Here is a 20,150-nt window from a genome sequence, read left to right as displayed (position 1 = left end):
CGGCAGCGTGTGCTCAGGCCGCTGCTGCCGCCGCGCGGCGCTTGCCCGGAAACGCGTAACGCACGATCCGTGCGAGCACGCCGCCGTACTGCTTCCAGAATCCGCCGGTGTTGTAGTGCACGCCGTAGCGGGCGCAGATCTCGCGGACCTGCGGTGCGATCTGCGTGTAGCGCGGCGCCGGAAGGTCGGGGAACAGGTGGTGCTCGATCTGGTGGCTGAGGTGGCCGGTCAGCAGATGGAAGGTCCGCCCGCCTTCGAGGTTGCTCGATCCCTGGATCTGCCGCAGGTACCACTGGCCACGCGTCTCGCCGACCACTTCCTTGCGCGTGTAGGTGTGCACGTGCTCGGTGAAGTGGCCGCAGAAGATGATCGCGTTGGTCCACACGTTGCGGATCAGGTTGGCCGCCAGGTTGCCCAGCAGCACGCGCGGCCACTGCCAGAACGCCAGTGCGGGAAACAGCACGTAGTCCTTGAACAGCTGACGGCCGGCCTTGCGCAGGAACGGACGCATGCGCTCGCGGAACTCGACAAACGGCATCCGGCCTTTGACGAAGCGGCCGATCTTGATGTCGTGCACCGCCACGCCCCACTGGAAGTTGATCGCCAGCAGCAGGTACGAGAACGGCTGCAGCAGGCACGCCGGCGACCAGCGCTGCTGGTCGCTCAGGCGCAGCATGCCGTAGCCGAAGTCGTGGTCCAGGCCGATGATGTTGGTGTGGTCGTGGTGCTCGACGTTGTGCGAGTTGCGCCAGTGCTCGCCGGCGCAGACGATATCCCAGTCGTAGGTCTGCGAGTTCAGCGACGGATCGTTCATCCAGTCGTACTGACCGTGCAGGACGTTGTGGCCGATCTCCATGTTCTCCAGGATCTTGGCCAGTGCCAGGCCGACCACACCGGCCGCCCAGCTGACGGGGCCAACGCCGAACATCAGCAGTCCGCGCCCGCCGATGGCCGCACCCTGCACGATGCCGCGCATGCGTCGGATGTGGCGCGCATCGCGCTGGCCGATGTCGGCCAGCACCTGCAGGCGCACGGCGTCGAGCTCGCGTTCAAACGCGGCCAGCGTGTCGCCTTCGAGGCGGATCTTGCGAGGGCTCATGGTGGCTCCGGATGTCCTGGCGGGGTGGGGTGTGCGATCGTCGGTGAGGGGGTTCATGGCGCGAGCTCGATGTCGCTCAGCGGCGTGGAGATGCACAGCTGGATCCACTCCTCGCCTGGGCCGGAAAGTCGTCCGGTGAGTTGGTTGTGGACGATGCCGCTGCGCTTGCGGCACTGGCACGTGTGGCAGATGCCGCGACGGCAACCGAAACGGGGTTGCAACCCCGCGGCCTCGGCGGCATCGAGCAGGTTCTGGCCGCTTTCGACCGTGAACGTCCGCGCCTGGGCGCCCACTTCCCATTCCACCGCGTGGCGTTCGGCGTCGGGCCGGGCCACGTGCTGGCGACGACCGAAGCTTTCGACCTGCAGTCGCGTGCCGGCACCGGCCTGTGTGTGCATCGCCTCGACCGCGCGCATGAAGCCGTCCGGACCGCACAGCAGGATCTCGCGCCGGGCCCAGTCGGGAACGTGCTGCGCGATGGCGCCCGCATCGAGTCGGCCAGCACGCGCGCTCTCGTGCAGGTGCAGGCGCAGCGACGGCAGACGGCGCGCGAGTTCGCGCAGTTCGTTGGCGAAGACGGTCTCGGCCTCGTTGCGGCCGCTGTGGACCAGCACTACGTCGCGTCCGACACCGGTGGCCTGATGCGCATCGGCCAGCAGCTGCAACATCGGCAGCATCGGCGTGATGCCGCTGCCGGCGGACAGCATCAACAGCGGTTGCTCGCCAGCCGGCAGCGCGAAGTCGCCCTGCGCCTGGCCCAGGCGCACCACGGCCCCCTTGTGCAATGCGTGCGCGGCCGTCGACACCGGGCCCTCGGGCTTGTGGCGGATGGTCAGTCGCAGCAGGCCATCACGACGCGGGGCGTGCGAGAAGCTGAAGCAGCGCGCGTGCCGGGCGCCGTCGACCTCCAGCTCGAGCAGGGTGTGCTGGCCCGCGCGAAAGCCGCGGAAGCGCGCGTTCGGCTTCAGCCACACGCTCTTCACGCCGGGGGCCTCGTCGACCGTGTCGACGACCCGCGCGCGCGGCTCGGAAAGCGACCACGCGGGGTTGGCCAGGCCCAGCAGCCGGTCCCAGGACGAGGCGCGGTTGAACGGCTCCAGCAACGGGTGCCGCCAGACGCGGAGCAGGGGGTGGGCGGGAGCGGGGTGTGCGGCCACGAGCAGGTGTCGGTAATTGGGTGAACATATGTTCACCCAAGAAGACCGGAATGTCACGACGTCAGCCCGGGCGGCGCGGTAATCCCGGGTTATCGCCTTTCCGTACGGGGCTGAATGGCCCCGTGACGTCGCTCAATCGAGTGCACAGCCGTGCTCGGGTTGCGCGCGGGGGGCCGGGGTGGCCGTCGCCTTGCCTATACTGGGAATCCGGTGAATGCGCCGGATCACCCGCATGGAGAACGCCTTTGTCGTCGATCAAGACCGCCTCGACACGCGGCGAAGCGGAACCGGCGGCGACGCGCGGCGAGCAGAAGGAGCGCACCCGACAACGCCTGATCGAGGGCGCCCTGGCGCTGATCGGCCAGGGGCGCGGTTTTACGTCGCTGGGCCTGCGCGAGATCACCCGCGAGGCCGGCGTCGTACCGGCTGCGTTCTATCGGCATTTCCGCGATCTCGATGAGCTTGGCCTGGCGCTGGTCGAGATGGGCGGCGTGACCCTGCGCCGCCTGCTGCGCGAAGCGCGCCGCGACGGCATTCCGCCGACCGACATGCTTCGCGGCTCGGTGCTGATCTACAAGCGCTTCGTCGAGGAACGGCGGCTGGTGTTCCGCTTCATCGCCGGCGAACGCAGCGGCGGCTCACCGGTGATCCGCCAGGCCATCCGAACCGAGGAGAGCCACTTCGCCTCCGAGATGGCGCAGGACCTGCGCGCGCTGGGAACGCTGCCGGATCTGTCCAGCGCGACGCTGCAGATGATCTGCGGGCTGGTGGTCACCACCATGCTCAACGCCGCGTCGGACATCCTCGACCTGCCGCAGGGCCAGCCGCGCCAGGAGCGCGAGCTGGTCGACAACTTCGTGCGCCAGCTGCGGGTGATCTTCCTTGGCGCGCGAGGCTGGCGCGAGGGTTGATCGTCGGAGCGCCCGATGGCGGCGTTCGGCGCTGAAAGCGCTCCACGCCGCCTCCGGACAGGCAGCGTCAGCGCGTTTCGCCGATCAGGTGTTGCTGCCAGAACAGCATCGTCGCGGCACCAAACAGGTCGGCGTTGGCCTTCTTCTTGAAGCCGTGACCTTCGTCGTTGAACAGCAGGTACCAGACCGGCTGCTGGTTGCCCCGCACGGCCTTCACGATCTGCTCGGCCTCGGTGTAGGGCACGCGCGGGTCGTTGCGGCCCTGTGCGACGAACAGCGGCGAGGTGATGCGTGCCGCGTTGTTGAGCGGCGAAATGCGATCGAACACGGCGCTCATCGCCGGATCGCGCTCGTCGCCGTACTCGGCGCGGCGCAGGTCGCGGCGGTACGACTCGGTGTTCTTGAGGAACGTGCCGAAATGCGAGATGCCCACGACGTCCACGCCGGCACGGATGCGGTCCGGGTAGTGGCTCAGCGCCGCCAGCACCATGTAGCCGCCGTAGCTGCCGCCGTACACGCCCACGCGGTCGGCATCGAGCTCGGGCTGCTGCGCGATCCAGTCGAGCAGCGCGCCGATGTCCTTGACCGAATCCTCGCGTAGCGGGCCGTTGTCCAGGCGCAGGTAGCTCTTGCCGTAGCCCGAGGAGCCGCGCACGTTCGGCACCAGTAGTGCCACGCCCAGCTCATTGGCCAGGAACTGCGCGGTCGGGTTGAACGAGGGCAGCGACTGGCTTTCCGGCCCGCCGTGGATCTGGATCACCACCGGCAGCTTTCGACCCGGCGGAAGGTTGGCAGGCCGGTAGTAGAACGCCGGGATCGTGCGCGGCTTGCCGTCGACCCGGTCGAAGGTCGGGTAGCGCACCAGCGTCGGCGCGACGAACGTCGCAGGGTCCAGGCCGCCCACCTCGCTGCGCGTCCAGCGCGTCAGGCTGGCGCTGGCCAGGTCGATCACGTGCACGTCGCTGGGCGAGGTCGCCGTGTTGAGGGTGATCGCCAGGCGGCGCCCGTCCGGCGAGAATCCCATGCCGCCGATGACGCCGACCGGCAACGGCGGCAGCGCGATCTCGGTGTGGCCCGGCAGGGCGAGCACGTGCAGCTTGCCGATGCCGTCCTCGTTGGTGACAAAGGCCAGGTGGCGCCCGTCGTCGGACAGTTCGACGCTTTCGACGTCCCACGCAATCGCGCTGCTGAGCTGCACCGGTGCGCCGCCGGCCGGATCATGGAAGCGCAGCGTGGTGAACTCGCTGGTGGCGCCGGCGACGTCCTCGTCGGACAGGTAGTAGACCGACCGACCATCGGCCGCGTAGCGGAAGCCATGCACCGCGGCCTTGCCACCGTCGACGGGAAACAGCCGCAGCGTGCCGGTGGCCAGGTCGACCTCGCCGGGGTAGGTCTCGTTGATCGACACGTACTTCACCACCAGCAGGCGCTTGCCGTCCGGCGAGAAGTCCATGGCGCTCCATTGCCCGCCCGCGCTCACCACCAGGCGAGGCTGGCCGGTGGCGACGTCCCGCACCCACACATCGGTATCGCTGCCGTTGCGCGAGGTGCTGCTCCACGCCAACTGGCGGCCGTCGTGCGAGAACACGGCGCCGTTGTTCTGGGTGCGCTTGCCGTCGGTCAGCAGGTCGATCGAGCGCGTGGCCAGGTCGAACCAGTACAACTGCGAGAACTCGTTGCCGCCGACATCGCGCGCGAACACGAAGCCGGCGTTCGCGGCGCCGGCCGGGGCGACGTCGATGCTGCCCAGCGGCTCGGGCTGGAACGTGAGCTGCTCGCGCATGCCCAGCGGTGCGCACACGCGGTGCGCCTGGCTGGTCTCGGCGAAGCGGGTGGTGATCAGCAGGCACTCGTCACCCAGCCAGCCGGCGAACCCGGCGCCGCGGGTGTTCTGGTACCGGTTGAGCTGGTCCATCAAAGCCGTCGGAATCGGGGGCAGGTTCTCGCTGATGCGGTTGCCCTGTGTCTCGCGCAGCACCTCCTGGCGTGGCAGGCCGGCCGACTCGGTGGCCGACGCCGCCGTTGCGCAGGCGAACGTGCAGGCCAGCGCGATGGACGCCAGTGCGATGGTGGCAAGCGACGGCGTGGTGAACGAGGGCGGAAGGCGGAGCGTCATGTGTGTGGTCCCCGGAATCGAATGCCGAGCTTAGCTTCGACCGGGCCGATCGGGCGCGGGACCGTCTGTGCCGGGTCTGGCGTAAAGTCCGTGGGCCGATCTGGCGCGACGCGCGGGATCGGGAGCGGTGCCGTGGGCCATCGGACGTGGCCCGCCGCGGTGCCATGACCGGAATGCAGCGACGCACGGCCAGCGATCAAGCACGCACGGATGCGTCAGACAACGAAAGGAGGCAGGCGATGGTGAGTCGGCGGCAATTCGTGGTGGCAAGCGCTACGGCGCTGGGTACCCTGGCAGTGGCACCGCGTGCGCTGGCCGCGGCCATGGCGACACCAGGCGACGGCATCAACGCTGTCACGGCCTGGCCGCCGTACGCGCAATCGCTGGCAATCGATGCCTCCGGCGGTTTCGGCCGCCCACCCGGCACCGAGGATGGATCGCTGGGGCCACTGGACCTTGCCGATGCGCGTGCCTCCGGACTCAGTGCGGCGCTGCTGACGCTGGCGCCGAGCGGCCGCCTGCGCTTTGGCGACGCCGCCTTCGAAAGCGCGGTGAAGGCCATCGCGCACTGGGACGGCATGATCGCCGCGCACCCGCAGGTCTTCAGCGCGGTGCGCAACGGCGCCGACCTGCAACGCGCCAAGCGCGACGGCACGGTTGGCCTGATCTACGGTTTCCAGGAAAGCTCGCCCATCGGCGACGACATCGACCGCGTCGACCTGTTCCAGAAGCTCGGCATGCGCGTGATCCAGCTCACCCACAACCGCCGCAACCTGATCGGCGACGGCTGCGGGGAGACGGCCGACGCCGGTCTTAGCGACTTCGGCCGGATGGTCGTCGACCAGCTCAACGCCAAGCGCATCCTGGTGGACGTCGCCCACGGCGGGCGCCGCACCACGCGTGAGGCGATCGCCGCGTCGAAGGCGCCGGTGCTGATCAGCCACACCGGTTGCGCGGCACTGGCGGACGTACCGCGCAACACGCCCGACGACCTGCTGCGCGCCATGGCCGATCGCGGCGGCGTCGTCGGCATCCTGTTCTGGCCCTTTTTGCGCCGCCAGGGCCAGCCCAGCGTGGACGATCTGGTCGCGCACATCGAGCACGCCATCCAGGTGTGCGGCGAAGACCATGTCGGCATCGGCACCGACAACACCGTTTCGCCCGTGCCGCGCACGCCGGAGTACGAGAAGGACAACCGGGAGTTCATGCAGATCCTCGTCGAGGACGGCGTGCTCGAAGCCGGGCGCTCACCGGACGGGCTTTACACGTTCCTGCCCGACCTCAACCACGCACGCCGCTTCGAGACGATCGGTGCGCGGCTGGCCGCGCGCGGGCACTCGGAGGCGCGCATCCACAAGGTGCTGGGCGGCAATTTCGCGCGGGTGATGGGAGAGGTCTGGGGCTGAGCAGGAACGCGCTGCCCGGGCGTGTCGCCGGGCAGCCGTCGGTTCCGGCGACGCGACGGCAGAACGTGCTGCGGCTCAGCTGAAGCGCGCTGTCAGCAGCGAACGCAGTTCGTTCTTTTCGTCCGGGCTGAGGTCGCGTTCGCGCTTGCGCATCTGCAGCTCGTCGATGCGCTGCAGGCGCACCTGTTTTTCGAGCTGCGCGATCGCGTCGAGGAACTCGGTCAGCCAGCTGGCCTCGTCGCCCGGCAGTGTCTGTGCGGCGAGCTTCTGCAGCGCGGCATGCTCATCGCGGCCTTCGAAATGCGCGATCAGCGAGCCGGTGCTGATGTCGGGCCTGGCGTCGACCAGCTGCAACAGTTCCAGCAGCAGCGGGATGCCGGGCTGGCGCAGCGGGGCGAATCGGAACGGCGGCAGCAGCTCCAACGCGAGCGAAGGCTTCTGCAGCAGCAACGCGATCGCGCCGCGCACGAGGCTGCGCTTGCCCGAGGGTGCGGCCGCACCGGCACGGGCGCGTTGCGCGGGGACGTGGGTCTCGGGCGAACTTGCGCGCGCGCCGACGCCGGTGAGCTCGGTCAGGCGCTGCTTCATGAGGTCGCCGAATGCGCCGTCGGGAATCTGCGCGAGTAGCGGCTTGGCGCGTTCGGCCAGCCGGCCCTTGCCTTCCAGCGTGCCCAGGTTGACGTCATGGGACAACGAATCGAACAGGAACTGCGACAGCGGCGTGGCGTCGCGCAGGCGCGCATCGAAACCCTCGCGGCCTTCCTTGCGCACCAGCGAATCCGGGTCTTCGCCGTCGGGCAGGAACAGGAAGAACGCCTGACGGCCGTCCTTCATGCGCGGCAGCACCGACTCCATCGCCTTGAGCGCGGCACCGCGGCCCGCGCGGTCGCCGTCGAAACAGAAGTACACGTCGGGCGCGTTGCGGAACAGCAGCTCGGCGTGGTCGGCCGTGGTCGCGGTGCCGAGCGTGGCCACTGCGGTGTCGACGCCGTGTTGGAACAGCGCGACCACGTCCATGTAGCCCTCGACCACGATCAGCCGGGGAATCTGGTTGTGCGCCTGGCGCACCTGCCACAGGCCGTACAGCTCGCGACCCTTGTGGAACAGCTCGGTCTCGGGCGAGTTGAGGTACTTCGGGCTGGCGTCCTTGTCGAGCACGCGCCCGCCGAAGGCGATCGTGCGCCCGCGGCGATCGAGGATCGGGAACATCACCCGGTCGCGGAACTTGTCGTAGACGCGGCCGCTGTCGTTCTTCGACATCATTCCGCCGCGCTCGAGCAATTGCATGCGGCGCGGATCGGTCCCCAGCGCATCGCGCAGCGCGTTGAAGCCGTCGGGCGCGTAGCCGATCGCGAACTGTTCGCGCACCTGGTCGCTGACGTCGCGGCCATCCAGATAGGCCAGCGCGCGGCCGTTGCCGGCCAATTGCTGGCGATAGAAGCGCGCCGAGGCATCGAGCAGCGAGTAGAGGTCCTGGCTGTCGGGGTTGGCGTTGCGTTGCTGGGTGTCGCGTGGCACTTCCATGCCGACGCGCTTGGCCAGCTCCTCGACCGCATCGAGGAACTCGAGCCGGTCGTAGTTCATCAGGAAGTTCAGCGCGGTGCCGTGCGCGCCGCAGCCGAAGCAGTGATAGAACTGCTTGGTCGGCGACACCGTGAAGCTGGGCGATCGCTCGTCGTGGAACGGGCAGCGCGCCGAGTACTCCTTGCCCTGGCGCTTGAGCGGCACGCGCGCGCCGATCAGCTCGACGATATCGGATCGTGCGAGCAGGTCGTCGATGAAGGCGTCTGGGATGCGGGCCATCGTGTCGTCAGGATGCCATCGGCGCGGGTCAGCCGTGGCCCGCACCGTGGTCGGCGATCAACGACGGGTCGAATCCCTCGGCGAGCGCCTGCAGGGCCGGGCCGGTGACGCGCTGGACCGTCCACTCGTCCATCCCGACCGCACCCAGGCGGCGGTAGAAGCCGATCGCCGGTTCGTTCCAGTCCAGCACCGACCACTCGAAACGGCCGCAACCGCGCTCCAGCGCGACCTGCGCCAGGCAGCGCATCAGCAGTGCGCCAAGGCCCAGGCTGCGGAAGGCCGGACGCACGAACAGGTCTTCCAGGTACAGCCCACGCCGGCCGAGGAAGGTCGAGAAGTTGTGGAAGAACAGCGCGAACCCGGCGACTTGGCCATCGACTTCGGCCAGCACCACCTCGGCGCCGGGACGCTCGCCGAACAGGCTGTCGGCAAGCGTGGTTTCGTCGGTGCTGACCTGATCGGCCAGATGCTCGTAGTCGGCCAGTTCGCGGATCAGGGCGAGCACCTGCGCGCAGTCGGCGCGGGTGGCAAAACGCAGCTGCACCGCGGCCATGCGCGGATCAGCCGGCCAGCTTCTGCTTCACCAGCTTGGACACCAGGCCCATGTCGGCCTGGCCAGCCAGCGCCGGCTTGAGCACGCCCATCAGCTTGCCGATGTCGGCAGCACCGGTGGCGCCGGTCTCGGCCATCGCCGCGTCGATGGCGGACAGGATCGCCGCCTCGTCCATCTTCGCCGGCAGGTAGCGCTCGATCACCACGATCTCGCCGCGTTCGATCGCGGCCAGGTCTTCACGGGCGGCGGCTTCGAACTGACTGACCGAATCGCGGCGCTGCTTGACCATCTTGTCCAGCACGGACAGCACCGCGGGATCGTCGAGCTCGATGCGCTCGTCGACTTCGCGCTGCTTGATCGCAGCCAGGATCAGGCGGATCACGCCCAGGCCGTGCTTGTCGCCGCCCTTCATCGCGGCCTTCATGTCTTCGGTGAGTCGTTGCTTGAGGCTCATGGCGGGTCCTTGCGGGGGGGCGGGGGTGCTATCGCGGCGCGGAGCCGGTGTTGCCTGCGGCGCGGGCGCCGTTTCGACAGTACCGGGAGGCGCGAATTGCAAAATCGGGAAACACAAAAAGCCGGCGACGCATCGGCGCGGCCGGCTTATTGCTTGCCTTCCGCGAAGCCGGCACCGGTGGTGCGGCCGTCACGGACTGCGGATCAGCAGCGCTGGATCGGTGCGACGGTCGGCAGGCCGACCGGCACGAGGTCGATCAGTACAGGCGCTGACGCTTGGTCACGTCGCGCGAGGCGCGGCGGGACTGACGCTTGACCGCAGCGGCGGCCTTGCGCTTGCGCTCCTGGGTCGGCTTCTCATAGAACTCGCGCTTGCGGGTCTCGGCGAGGACGCCGGCTTTCTCGCAGGTGCGCTTGAAGCGACGCAGCGCAAACTCAAACGGCTCGTTTTCACGGACTTTGACGCTGGGCATACGTTATCTCGGTTCGGGGGCTGGCCCGGACGAATCGGGCGAGCCGCGTATGATAGTGGGGTCCACGGGCGTGGTGCAAGTCCGGGCGGAATGCCTGCCGGGCGTGGGCCTCCGACGGGGCCGCGAAAGCCCATGGCGTCAGGGTTTCGCGGCAGATCAGGATTGGCCCGGTCACCGTCCGGTGGCGATTCGTTGCCACGGCATCTGCGCTTGGACGAGGCGCCATCTTGCCGCATCGCCATGGTGCCCCACCACCGGGTGACACGGCGTGATCGCGGTTTTGCGCACACCGGGGCCCCGGCGCGTAACCTTCTCTCCCCCGTTCCCGATCCGCGAATTCCGTGAAAGTCCTCGGCATCGAAACCAGTTGCGACGAAACCGGCGTGGCGGTCTACGACACCGACCTCGGCCTGCGCGCGCATGCGCTGTACAGCCAGATCGCGCTGCACGCGCAGTACGGCGGCGTGGTGCCCGAGCTGGCCAGTCGCGACCACGTGCGCAAGCTGCTGCCGCTGGTGCGGCAAACCCTGGCCGAGTCGGGCATGACGGTCGACGAGATCGACGGCGTCGCCTACACCGCCGGGCCCGGCCTGGTGGGCGCGCTGCTGGTCGGGGCGGGTGTCGCGCGGTCGCTGGCGTGGGCGCTGGACGTACCGGCGGTCGCGGTGCACCACATGGAAGGCCACCTGCTGGCGCCGCTGATCGAGGATGACCCGCAGGGCCGGCCGCAGCCCCCGTTCGTGGCGCTGCTGGTGTCCGGCGGTCACACCCAACTGGTCGCGGTCGACGCGATCGGCCGCTACCGGCTGCTGGGCGAGACCCTCGACGACGCCGCCGGCGAAGCATTCGACAAGACCGCCAAGCTGATGGGCCTGCCGTACCCCGGCGGCCCGCAACTGGCGGCACTGGCCGAGCAGGGCCGGCCGGGCACGTACCGGTTTCCTCGGCCGATGACCAACCGGCCGGGCTTGGACTTCAGCTTCAGTGGCCTGAAGACCCAGGTGCTGCTGGCCTGGCGCGACAGCGAGCAGTCCGATGAAGCCCGCGCCGACATCGCGCGCGGCTTCGAGGACGCGGTGGTGGACACGCTGGCCATCAAATGCGAGCGCGCGCTCGACGAGGCCGGTTGCGAGACGCTGGTGGTTGCCGGCGGTGTTGGCGCCAACAAGCGCCTGCGCGCCAAGCTGGCCGACATGGCCCAGCGACGCGGTGGCCGCGTGTGCTTCCCACGCCCGGCGTTCTGCACCGACAACGGCGCGATGATCGCCTTCGCCGGCGCGCTGCGCCTGCTGGCCGGTCAGCACGAAGACGCCGCGGTACGCGTGACGCCGCGCTGGGACATGGCGACGTTGCCGGAGGTGGGTGGGCAGGTGTGAGGCGTGCGCCTCGGAAGCCTGCGTGAGGCGCGCGCGTGACAAGCGCGCGGCACCGCGCGCTTGTCACCCACCTCCCACTCCGGAACACTCGTCCGCCGCCCAACCCCCCACCGACTGGCCGCCCATGGACAAAGTCTTCATCGAAGCGCTCCAGATCGATGCCCTGATCGGCATCTACGACTGGGAGCGGCGTATCCGCCAGACCCTGGTGTTCGACATCGAGATGGCATTCGACAATCGCATTCCGGCCGCAACCGATGCGATCGAGGACACGCTGAACTACAAGGCGGTCAGCAAGCGCGTCATCGAGGTCGTGTCGCAATCGGGGTTCGGCCTGGTCGAGACGCTGGCCGAGCGCGTCGCGGCGGTCATCATCGACGAGTTCGGCGTGCAGCACGTGAAACTCAAGCTCAGCAAGCCCGGCGCGGTGCGCGGCGCGCGCGCGGTGGGCGTGATGATCGAGCGCTCGCGTGTCTGAGCCGGTTGCCGCGATGAGCCGCGCGTATCTGAGCCTGGGCAGCAATCTCGACGCCGAAGCGAACCTGCGCAGCGCGATTGCCGCGTTGCGCGACCGTTTCGGACCGCTGCGGTTGTCCCCGGTCTACCGCACCCGTGCCGTCGGCTTCGACGGCAACGATTTCCTCAATGCCGCGGCGGTGATCGACACCGACTTGCCACCCCAGGCATTGAACGACTGGCTGCACGCGCTGGAGGACGCGCATGGGCGCGACCGCAGTGGCCCGCGCTACGGCGATCGCAGCCTCGACATCGACATCGTGCTGTTCGACGACTGCATTCTTTCCGGCAGCGGCAACCTGCGGATCCCGCGACCGGAGCTCAAGCACGCGTTCGTGCTCAGGCCGTTGGCCGACATCGCCCCGGACACGCCGGTGCCCGGCGATGGCCGCACGCTGGCGGTGCTGTGGGCGGCGCATCCGGAGTTCGGACAGCCTGCGACCTTGGTCGAACTCTGACGGTATTGGCTTCGGTTGCCGCGCGCGACGCGGCATGATCGGGGGCCCGAAACCCGGAGCCCGCCAATGAAACGCCGTGACTTCCTCAGTGCCGCTGCCGCCGGCGCCGCCCTTTCACTGCCGTTGCCCGGGCTTGGCCGCGGCGCGAAAACGCGACTGCGGGTGGCCGTGATCGGCACCGGCATGCGCGGCCAGGTGCTGTTGCGCGAATTGCTGCGACGCGACGACGTCGAGCTGGCGGCGATCTGCGACATCGAGGCTTTCATGCTCGAGCGCGCGCTGGCGCAGGTCGATGCGGCCGGCAAACCTCGCCCGCAGGTCCACACCGGCAGCGACGACGCCTGGCGCGGCATGCTGGCAAAGGGCGGGATCGACGCGGTGATCATCGCCACGCCCTGGGAATTGCATGCGCCGATGGCGATCGCGGCGATGCAGGCCAAGGTCGCGGTCGGGTGCGAGGTCGTCGCGGGCATCACGCTGGACGACCACTGGCAGGTGCTGCGTACCCAGGAGCAGACCGGCACGCCGTACATGCTGCTGGAGAACGTGTGCTATCGCCGCGACGTGCTCGCGGTGCTGGGCATGGTCCGGCAGGGCCTGTTCGGTGAGCTGGTGCATGTCCAGGGCGGTTACGAGCACGATCTGCGCGCGGTCAAGTTCAATTCCGGCGAGCCGGGCAAGGCCACCGGTGGCGGCGTCGAGTTCGGCGAGCAGGGCTGGTCGGAGGCGCGCTGGCGCACCGCGCACTCCGTGCGCCGCAACGGCGAGCTGTATCCCAGCCACGGCATCGGGCCCTGCGCGATGTGGCTGGACATCCATCGCGGCAACCGTTTCACGCGGCTGACCAGCTATGCCAGCAACGCGCGCGGCCTGCACGACTACGTGGTCGACAACGCGGGTGCCGGCCATCCCAATGCGCAGGTCCGGTTCGCGCTGGGCGATGTCGTCACCACCCAGATCGCCTGCGAGAACGGCCAGACGATCGTGCTGACCCACGACACCTCGTTGCCGCGGCCCTACTCGCTGGGCTTCCGCGTGCAGGGCACCGAAGGGTTGTGGATGGACGTCAACAAATCGCTGTACATCGAAGGCAAGAGCCCGCAGCCGCACCAATGGGAGCCGGCGCAGCCGTGGCTGGATCGCCACGACCACCCGCTGTGGCAGCGTCATGGCGCACAGGCCGCCGGCGCCGGCCACGGCGGAATGGACTTCTTCGTGGTGCACGCCTTCATCGAAGCGCTCAAGCGCGGCGCACCGATGCCGATCGACATCTACGACGCGGTTGCCTGGAGCGCCATCACCCCGCTGTCGGAGCAGTCGATCGCCGCCGGCAACCAGACCGTGGCGTTTCCCGATTTCAGCCAGGGCCGCTGGAAGGACCGCCAGCGGATCTTCGCGCTGGACGGCCAGTACTAGCGCACCCATCCGGGCACGGCCCGATCCGGACCGCCGACGACCTAGCCGGCCGTGCCGCAGATCACGGATACGCGCCGCGCCGACTTGTGGCGCGGCCGGATCGGACCGAGACTCCGCGGGACTTTCCATGGGGACGCCACGATGTTCGAGAAGTTTTCGCGTAGTTGGGGGCTGGTGAAGGCCAGCGCGACGGTCTTGCGTTCGGACAAGGAACTCATGCTGTTCCCGATGATCTCCGCGATCGCCACCCTGCTGGTGCTGGTGAGCTTCGCCGTGCCGGTGATCGGCTGGCGGGTGTTCGAGAACGGCTTCGGCGCGTCGGGTGTCGTCTGGGGCTTCCTGTTCTACTTCTGCCAGTACACGGTGATCATCTTCTTCAACAGCGCCTTGGTCGGCGCGGCGATGATCCGGCTCGACGGCGGCGATCCCAGCCTGCGCGACGGTTTCAACATCGCCAAGGACCGCATCGTGCCGATCCTGGGCTACGCGGCGATCGCGGCCACGGTCGGCATCGCGCTGAAGTGGCTCAAGGATCAGGACAACGTGCTGGTGCGCCTGATCGGCAGCGGCGCCGGCGTGGCGTGGACGCTGGCCACCTTCATGGTGGTGCCCGTGCTGGTCTCCCACGACGTGGGCCCGGTCGTGGCGCTGAAGAAGAGCGCCAGCCTGCTCAAGCGCACCTGGGGCGAAAACGCGATCGGCACCGTCGGCATCGGCATGGTGTTCGGCTTGGCCAGCTTCGGCGTGATCCTGCTTGGCGGGCTGCTGGCGTTCGTCGCGTTCCAGCTTTCCATCTGGCTGGGTGGCGTGGTGGTGGTGCTGGCGATCCTCGCGCTGATGGCCTTGGGCGTGGTGCAGGCCGCGCTCAGCGGCGTGTACTCAGCAGCGCTGTACCAGTTCGCGACCCACGGCGAGACGCCGGTGGGTTTCGAGGCGTTGAATCTGGAATCGGCGTTCGCGCCGAAGTAAGCACGCGGCACGCGCAGGCGCCGGGGAGTGCATTCCCGGCGCCGCAGACACCTAGCCGGCGAGCATCCGGCCGCCGTCCAGGTGCAACACCTGGCCGCTGCTGTAGCTGGCGTCCTGCAACAGCCAGCGAACCGCGTCGGCCACCTCTTCGGGAGTGCCGGTGCGGCCCAGCGGCGTGCGTTCGAGCATTCGGCGCTGGGCGGCCGCGTCGCCGCCGCTTTCGGGCCACAGGATCGCGCCGGGCGACACCGCATTGACGCGGACCTCGGGGCCCAGTTCCAGCGCCAGCGCGCGCGTCATCATCAACAGTGCGGCCTTGGCCATGCAGTACACGCCGTGGCCCGGCAGGGGCCGCTCGGCGTAGATGTCGGTGAGGTTGACGATCGCGCCGCCGCGGGCGCGCAGGTGCGGCGCCGCGGCCTGGGCGAGGAAGAACGGCGCGCGCGCATTGCTCGCGAACAGCGCATCCCACTCCTGCGGCGTGGTGCTGCCGAACGCGGTCGGACGGAAGTCGGACGCGTTGTTGACCAAGGCATCGAGCCGGCCGAAATGGCCGACGCTGTGTGCCACCAGCTCGGGCAGCCGATCGAATTGGGCCAGGTCGCCCTGCAGCAGCAGGGTGCTGGACGGACGCGCGCGTTCGAGCTCGCCGGCGAGCGCTTCCGCCGCTGCCTGCGAGTTGCGGAAATGCAGGGCGAGGTCGTACCCGGCGGCATGCAGGCGGCGCGCGATGGCCGCGCCGATGCGGCGTGCGCTGCCGGTGACAAGGGCGACGGGGCGGGTGGCTGGCGGCATCTTGGGGCTCCATCGCGACGGATCGGTGTGCCGATGATGGGCCGGAAGCGCGAAAAGGGGGAAGCCGTGCGCGCGTCGGGCCGGCGTCGACCGTGACGTCTGGTCACCGTGGGCCCTGCCACGCGATGCCCTCACGACGGGCCCGCGGCGTCCCGCGGATCTCGCCAGTGGCGGCCGATTCCCGGCATTCCGGGCCCGACGGGTATCCTGCACGCCAGTACAGCCGGAGTTTTCGTGGACACTTTGCCGACCCCCGATCCCGACGCGCTCGCGCACAGCGAACGCCTCGCCGCGGCCATCCGCGCCGAGATCGCCGCCAGCGACGCCGGTGCCATTCCGTTCTCGCGCTTCATGGAGCTCGCCCTGTACGCGCCGGGCCTGGGCTACTACAGCGCCGGGGCCAGCAAGTTCGGCGAGGAGGGCGACTTCGTGACCGCGCCCGAGATCGGTCCGATCTTCGCCGCGTGCGTCGCAGAAGGCATCGCGCCGGTGCTGCAGCAGATTGGCCCGTCCGCGTTGTTCCTCGAACTGGGTGGCGGCACCGGCGCCTTCGCCGAGGTCGCGCTCAAGCGCCTGCTCGAACTGGATGCGCTGCCGGACCGTTACCTGATCCTCGAACCCAGCGCCCAGTTGCGCGAGCGCCAGCGTGAACGCCTGCGCGAGCGCCTGTCCGCGCCGCTGTTCGCGTTGCTGGACTGGCCCGACGGACCGCTGCCGCACGATTGGGACGGCGTGCTGTTCGCCAACGAAGTGATCGACGCCCTGCCGACGCCGCGCTTTGCGATCGCCAACGACGAGGTGCACGAGGAGCACGTCGCGGTCCAGGACGGCCGTTTCGTGACGGTGCTGCGCCCGGCGGACGACTTCCTGGGCAACACCGTGCGCCAGGTCGAGCAGCGCATCGGGCACCGTTTCGCCGAGGGCTACCGCTCCGAGTTGCTGCCGCAACTGCCGTACTGGATCCAGGCCGTGTCCGGTGGCATGCGGCGTGGCGCGATGCTGTTCGTCGACTACGGCCACCCGCGTGGCGAGTACTACCTGCCCGATCGCAGCGACGGCACCCTGCGCGCGTTCTACCGCCACCGCATGCATGCCCAGCCGCTGCTTTGGCCGGGGCTGCAGGACATCACCGCGTCGGTGGATTTCACCGCGCTGGCCGAGGCGGGGGTTGCCGCTGGTTTCGATTTCGCCGGCTATTGCTCGCAGGCCAGCTTCCTGCTCGGCAACGGCATGGCCGGCGTGCTCGAGCGCATCGAGCGCATCGCCGACGACGGCGAGCGCCTGCGCCGCACGGAAGAGGTCAAGAAGTTGACCCTGCCCAGCGGCATGGGCGAGCGCTTCCAGGTGATGGGCTTCGAGAAGGACGTGGCCTTCGGCACCGCCTTCCTCGCCGGCGACCTGAGTTTCCGGTTGTGACCGAGGTGTCCGACGCCAGCGCAGGTGCGCCGCTGCTTGCCGACGGCGCTACTGACGCCGCTGCGGTGGGCGGTGCGGCAGGCGATGCCGTGGTCGGTGATGCCGCCTTGAATGCCGTCGCGACGGCCCGTTCGACGCCGCACGCGAAAGCGCCATCGCTGCATCGGTTCCGGCGTCCGTGGCTGTGGGTGGGAGGCTGGGTGGCGATGATCGCGTTGGTCGCGGTGGGTTCGCTGATGTCTGCTTCCCACTTGCCGTCCCCGCCCTTCCACGGCGTCGACAAGCTCGAGCACGTGGTGGGTTATGCGCTGCTGTCGGGGTATGCCGCGATGTTGTTCGTGCGCCTGCGGCCGCGCGCGCTGGCCGCCGCCGGCCTGGTTGGCTACGGGATCGGCATCGAATTCGCGCAGGCCGCGCTCACCACCACGCGCATGGCCGATCCGGCCGACATGGTGGCCAACACGGTGGGCGTGCTGATTGGCCTGCTGTTCGCCGCAACCCCGGCTGCGCGCTGGTTGCAGCGGCTCGACGGGCGACTGGGCTAAGACGCGGCGACCGACCGCCCGTCGGTCATGGCTCGCGCCGCGCTCTCGCCAGATTCGGCAATGTGATCGACCGACTTGCGCAAGGGTTAATAAATTGTGAAGCTCGGCGTCGGACTTTGACAGGGGAAGTCCGCCCAAACCCTCTTCGCAAGGAAACCGCACATGTCCGCAGCAGTCCGTACCCGGTTGGCGCTCGCGGTGTCCGCCGCGCTGGTCGCCGCCGTCTCCGTTCCCGCCCAGGCGCAGCAAACTGGTACCCAGGCCGGTGCCGAGCCCACCACGCTGGGACGCATTGAAGTCGTCGGCTCGCGCGTGCGCGGCCGCACCGCCGAAGACACCGCCGCACCGGTCGACGTGATCGGCCGCGAAGAGCTCAACGCCACCGGCGCGCTCGAGGTCGGCCAGATCCTCCAGATGCTGGAGCCCTCGTTCAATTTCTCGCGCACGTTCGTCTCCGACGGCACCGACATCCTGCGCCCGGCCACGCTGCGCTCGCTCGGTCCCGACCAGGTGCTGGTGCTGGTCAACGGCAAGCGCCGCCACCAGCAGGCGCTGGTCAACGTCCAGCAGACCATCGGCCGCGGCTCGGCCGGCACCGACATCAACGCGATCCCGGTCTCGTCGATCGAGCGCATCGAAGTGCTGCGCGACGGTGCTGCCGCGCAGTACGGTTCGGACGCGATCGCCGGCGTGATCAACATCATCCTCAAGAAGCAGACCGACCACACCGATGTGTCGTTCGAGGTGGGCGAGGCCTACGCTGGCGACGGCGAGCTGCTGCACGGCTCGGTCAACACCGGCTTCCAGCTGGGCGCCGAGGGCTACCTCAACCTCACCGCCGAGTACCGCGACCGCGGCGAGACCAATCGCGCCGGCCCCGACAGCCTGCGCGTCGATCCGCCGCGCGTGACCCAGCGCCTGGGCGATGCCGACGCCACCGACGCCTACCTCTGGCTCAACGGCGGCATCCCGCTGGGCAACGGCGAGCTGTACTGGTTCGGCGGCCTGTCGCGTCGCGAGGGCAACTCCTCGGGCTTCTTCCGCAGCGCTGGCGACGACCGCACGGTGCCGGCGCTGTATCCCAACGGGTTCCTGCCGACCATCGAGACGACGGTCGACGACGCCTCGCTGGCCGTCGGCTTCAAGGGCGCAATCAACGATACGTGGGACTGGGACGTGTCCTTGAACCACGGTCGCAGCAAGTTCGGCTTCTTCGAGAGCAACTCGGTCAACGTCAGCTGGTGGTACGAGCCGATCGATCCGGCCAACCCGGCCGCCGGCATCCACGGTGCGTCGCCGACCTCGGCCGACACCGGCACGCTGAAGTTCGAGCAGACCACGTTCAACCTGGATTTCAGCGGCAGCGTCGACGGCTTCAACGGCAACCCGCTGTACCTCGCGACCGGTCTGGAATGGCGCCGCGATGCGTACCAGATCATCGCCGGCGACCCGGTGTCGTACACCTACGGCCGCAACAACGATCCGTCGATCATCATCGTCGGCCAGAACGGCGGCGTCGCCGCGCCGGGCATGCAGGGCTTCCCCGGTTTCACTCCGGGCACCGAAGTCGACGAGAACCGCACGAGCTGGGCCACGTACTTCGACGTGGAAACCAACCTGACCCAGAAGCTCCTGCTCGGCGCCGCAGTGCGCTTCGAGGACTACTCGGACTTCGGCAACACCACCATCGGCAAGCTGTCGGCGCGCTTTGACGCGACCGAGAAGTTCGCCATCCGCGCGACGGCGTCCACCGGCTTCCGCGCGCCGGGCGTGCAGCAGCAGTTCTACAGCCAGGTGTCGACCAACCTGAGCCCGGGCACCGGCGTGCTGACCGACACCCTGACCGCGCGCCAGGACAGCGCCGTCACACGCGCACTGGGCATCCGTCCGCTGCAGGAAGAAACCTCCAAGAGCGGCTCGGTCGGCTTCGTCATCAAGCCCAACGAGAACTTCTCGCTGACCGCCGACCTGTTCCGCATCGACATCGACGATCGCATCATCTTCTCGGGCAACATCGCCCCGGAGACCGTCGGCACGGATGGCCTGGCCTGCAACGCGACCAACAGCAACTGCCCGATCCGCGCGGCGCTGGCGCCGTTCAACGTCGGCCAGGCGCAGTTCTTCACCAACGCGATCGACACGCGCACCACCGGCCTGGACATCGTCGCCAACCACAACACCACCTTCGCCAGCGGCAACAAGCTCAACCTCACCGCGCTGGTGCACTTCAACAAGACCGAGGTCAAGGAGCGCCGGTCGCAGTCGGCCATCCTGTCGCCGACGCAGCTGTTCGACGACACCCAGATCACGCTGGTCGAGCGCGGCCAGCCGCGCTCGCACCACGTGCTGCAGGCGGTGTACGAGGCGGGCAAGTGGCAGATCACCGGCCGGGGCAACTACTACGGCTCGGTCACCGGCGAGGGCTTCACGCCGGGCATCAAGCAGACCTGGGGCGGCAAGACGCTGTTCGACCTGGGCATTCGTTATGCATTCAACGAGAGCACCAGTGTCACCGTCGGCGGCAACAACATCTTCGATACCTATCCCGACAAGTGGGATGAAGTCGGCGGTGCACCGTTCCCGCAGCTGGGCTTCAAGTACGGCTGGGAAACCATGCCGTTCGGCATGAACGGCGGCAGCTGGTACGTGAAGTTCGACCACCGCTTCTGATCGTCATCGCAGCGGCAT

The 20,150-nt window shown here is 68.9% G+C and carries 18 protein-coding genes; 10 read left to right on the top strand and 8 right to left on the bottom strand.

The annotated features are described in order from the left end of the window. Positions 1-13: 13 nt before the first annotated feature. Positions 14-1,099 (bottom strand): fatty acid desaturase family protein, encoded by a 1,086-nt coding sequence (locus EER27_RS13450; protein WP_123088634.1) that lies wholly within the window; start codon positions 1,097-1,099, stop codon positions 14-16. Positions 1,100-1,152: 53 nt separating this feature from the next. Next, entirely contained in the window at positions 1,153-2,256 is a 1,104-nt protein-coding gene (locus tag EER27_RS13445; RefSeq protein ID WP_148041031.1) for a ferredoxin reductase, read from the bottom strand. A gap of 245 nt (positions 2,257-2,501) precedes the next feature. On the opposite strand from EER27_RS13445, the gene fabR reads away from it, so the two are divergent. Then, positions 2,502-3,167 carry an HTH-type transcriptional repressor FabR gene (fabR, locus tag EER27_RS13440; RefSeq protein ID WP_223807335.1) on the top strand — a complete coding sequence of 222 codons (666 nt, stop codon included), beginning with the start codon at positions 2,502-2,504 and terminating at the stop codon, positions 3,165-3,167. A gap of 67 nt (positions 3,168-3,234) precedes the next feature. On the opposite strand, the gene EER27_RS13435 is transcribed toward fabR, so the two are convergent. After that, on the bottom strand, positions 3,235-5,283 hold the full coding sequence (locus EER27_RS13435) for a S9 family peptidase (protein WP_223807334.1): 2,049 nt from the start codon (positions 5,281-5,283) through the stop codon (positions 3,235-3,237). 242 nt (positions 5,284-5,525) lie between these two features. On the opposite strand from EER27_RS13435, the gene EER27_RS13430 reads away from it, so the two are divergent. Continuing rightward, positions 5,526-6,689 carry a dipeptidase gene (locus tag EER27_RS13430; protein ID WP_190285798.1) on the top strand — a complete coding sequence of 388 codons (1,164 nt, stop codon included), beginning with the start codon at positions 5,526-5,528 and terminating at the stop codon, positions 6,687-6,689. Positions 6,690-6,764: 75 nt separating this feature from the next. On the opposite strand, the gene dnaG is transcribed toward EER27_RS13430, so the two are convergent. The 4 genes from dnaG to rpsU form a co-directional block, all read right to left on the bottom strand. Then, positions 6,765-8,492: a DNA primase gene (gene dnaG / locus EER27_RS13425; protein ID WP_123088630.1), complete on the bottom strand. Its 1,728-nt coding sequence runs from the start codon at positions 8,490-8,492 to the stop codon at positions 6,765-6,767. A gap of 28 nt (positions 8,493-8,520) precedes the next feature. Beyond that, positions 8,521-9,045: a GNAT family N-acetyltransferase gene (locus EER27_RS13420; protein WP_123088629.1), complete on the bottom strand. Its 525-nt coding sequence runs from the start codon at positions 9,043-9,045 to the stop codon at positions 8,521-8,523. A 7-nt stretch (positions 9,046-9,052) separates the two neighbouring features. After that, positions 9,053-9,499 carry a GatB/YqeY domain-containing protein gene (locus EER27_RS13415; protein ID WP_123088628.1) on the bottom strand — a complete coding sequence of 149 codons (447 nt, stop codon included), beginning with the start codon at positions 9,497-9,499 and terminating at the stop codon, positions 9,053-9,055. A 256-nt stretch (positions 9,500-9,755) separates the two neighbouring features. After that, entirely contained in the window at positions 9,756-9,971 is a 216-nt protein-coding gene (gene rpsU / locus EER27_RS13410) for a 30S ribosomal protein S21 (protein WP_036137208.1), read from the bottom strand. Between the two features lie 341 nt (positions 9,972-10,312). Between rpsU and tsaD the strand changes: the two genes are divergently transcribed. The 5 genes from tsaD (at position 10,313) to EER27_RS13385 (ending at position 14,706) form a co-directional block, all read left to right on the top strand. Beyond that, positions 10,313-11,347, top strand: coding sequence for a tRNA (adenosine(37)-N6)-threonylcarbamoyltransferase complex transferase subunit TsaD (tsaD, locus tag EER27_RS13405; RefSeq protein ID WP_123088627.1), 1,035 nt, complete (start codon positions 10,313-10,315; stop codon positions 11,345-11,347). 124 nt (positions 11,348-11,471) lie between these two features. Next, a complete protein-coding gene (gene folB, locus EER27_RS13400) occupies positions 11,472-11,825 on the top strand; it encodes a dihydroneopterin aldolase (RefSeq protein ID WP_123088626.1) in 354 nt (117 codons plus the stop codon). Between the two features lie 13 nt (positions 11,826-11,838). Beyond that, positions 11,839-12,321, top strand: a complete 483-nt coding sequence (folK, locus tag EER27_RS13395; protein WP_123088625.1) for a 2-amino-4-hydroxy-6-hydroxymethyldihydropteridine diphosphokinase — start codon at positions 11,839-11,841, stop codon at positions 12,319-12,321. A 66-nt stretch (positions 12,322-12,387) separates the two neighbouring features. Then, complete coding sequence (locus EER27_RS13390; RefSeq protein ID WP_123088624.1) at positions 12,388-13,737, top strand: Gfo/Idh/MocA family protein; 1,350 nt, start codon at positions 12,388-12,390, stop codon at positions 13,735-13,737. A 141-nt stretch (positions 13,738-13,878) separates the two neighbouring features. After that, on the top strand, positions 13,879-14,706 hold the full coding sequence (locus tag EER27_RS13385) for a DUF6159 family protein (RefSeq protein ID WP_123088623.1): 828 nt from the start codon (positions 13,879-13,881) through the stop codon (positions 14,704-14,706). A gap of 51 nt (positions 14,707-14,757) precedes the next feature. Here the strand turns inward: EER27_RS13385 and EER27_RS13380 are convergent, their stop codons facing one another. Then, positions 14,758-15,501 carry a pteridine reductase gene (locus EER27_RS13380; protein WP_123088622.1) on the bottom strand — a complete coding sequence of 248 codons (744 nt, stop codon included), beginning with the start codon at positions 15,499-15,501 and terminating at the stop codon, positions 14,758-14,760. Positions 15,502-15,705: 204 nt separating this feature from the next. Here EER27_RS13380 and EER27_RS13375 point away from each other — a divergent pair, with 204 nt between their 5' ends. From EER27_RS13375 to EER27_RS13365, 3 genes are all read left to right on the top strand, one after another. Next, entirely contained in the window at positions 15,706-16,917 is a 1,212-nt protein-coding gene (locus EER27_RS13375) for a class I SAM-dependent methyltransferase (protein WP_425480846.1), read from the top strand. Next, positions 16,914-17,462, top strand: a complete 549-nt coding sequence (locus tag EER27_RS13370; protein ID WP_223807332.1) for a VanZ family protein — start codon at positions 16,914-16,916, stop codon at positions 17,460-17,462. The genes EER27_RS13375 and EER27_RS13370 overlap by 4 nt, the downstream gene beginning before the upstream one ends. 162 nt (positions 17,463-17,624) lie before the next feature. Next, complete coding sequence (locus tag EER27_RS13365; protein WP_123088621.1) at positions 17,625-20,132, top strand: TonB-dependent receptor plug domain-containing protein; 2,508 nt, start codon at positions 17,625-17,627, stop codon at positions 20,130-20,132. The last annotated feature ends 18 nt before the right edge of the window (positions 20,133-20,150 follow it).

The sequence above is a fragment of the Montanilutibacter psychrotolerans genome, assembly GCF_003719825.1.
In the GTDB taxonomy this organism is placed as follows: domain Bacteria; phylum Pseudomonadota; class Gammaproteobacteria; order Xanthomonadales; family Xanthomonadaceae; genus Montanilutibacter; species Montanilutibacter psychrotolerans.
The sequence above is the reverse complement of the archived record's forward strand: the minus strand, read 5'-3'. Positions and strand labels throughout refer to the sequence as shown.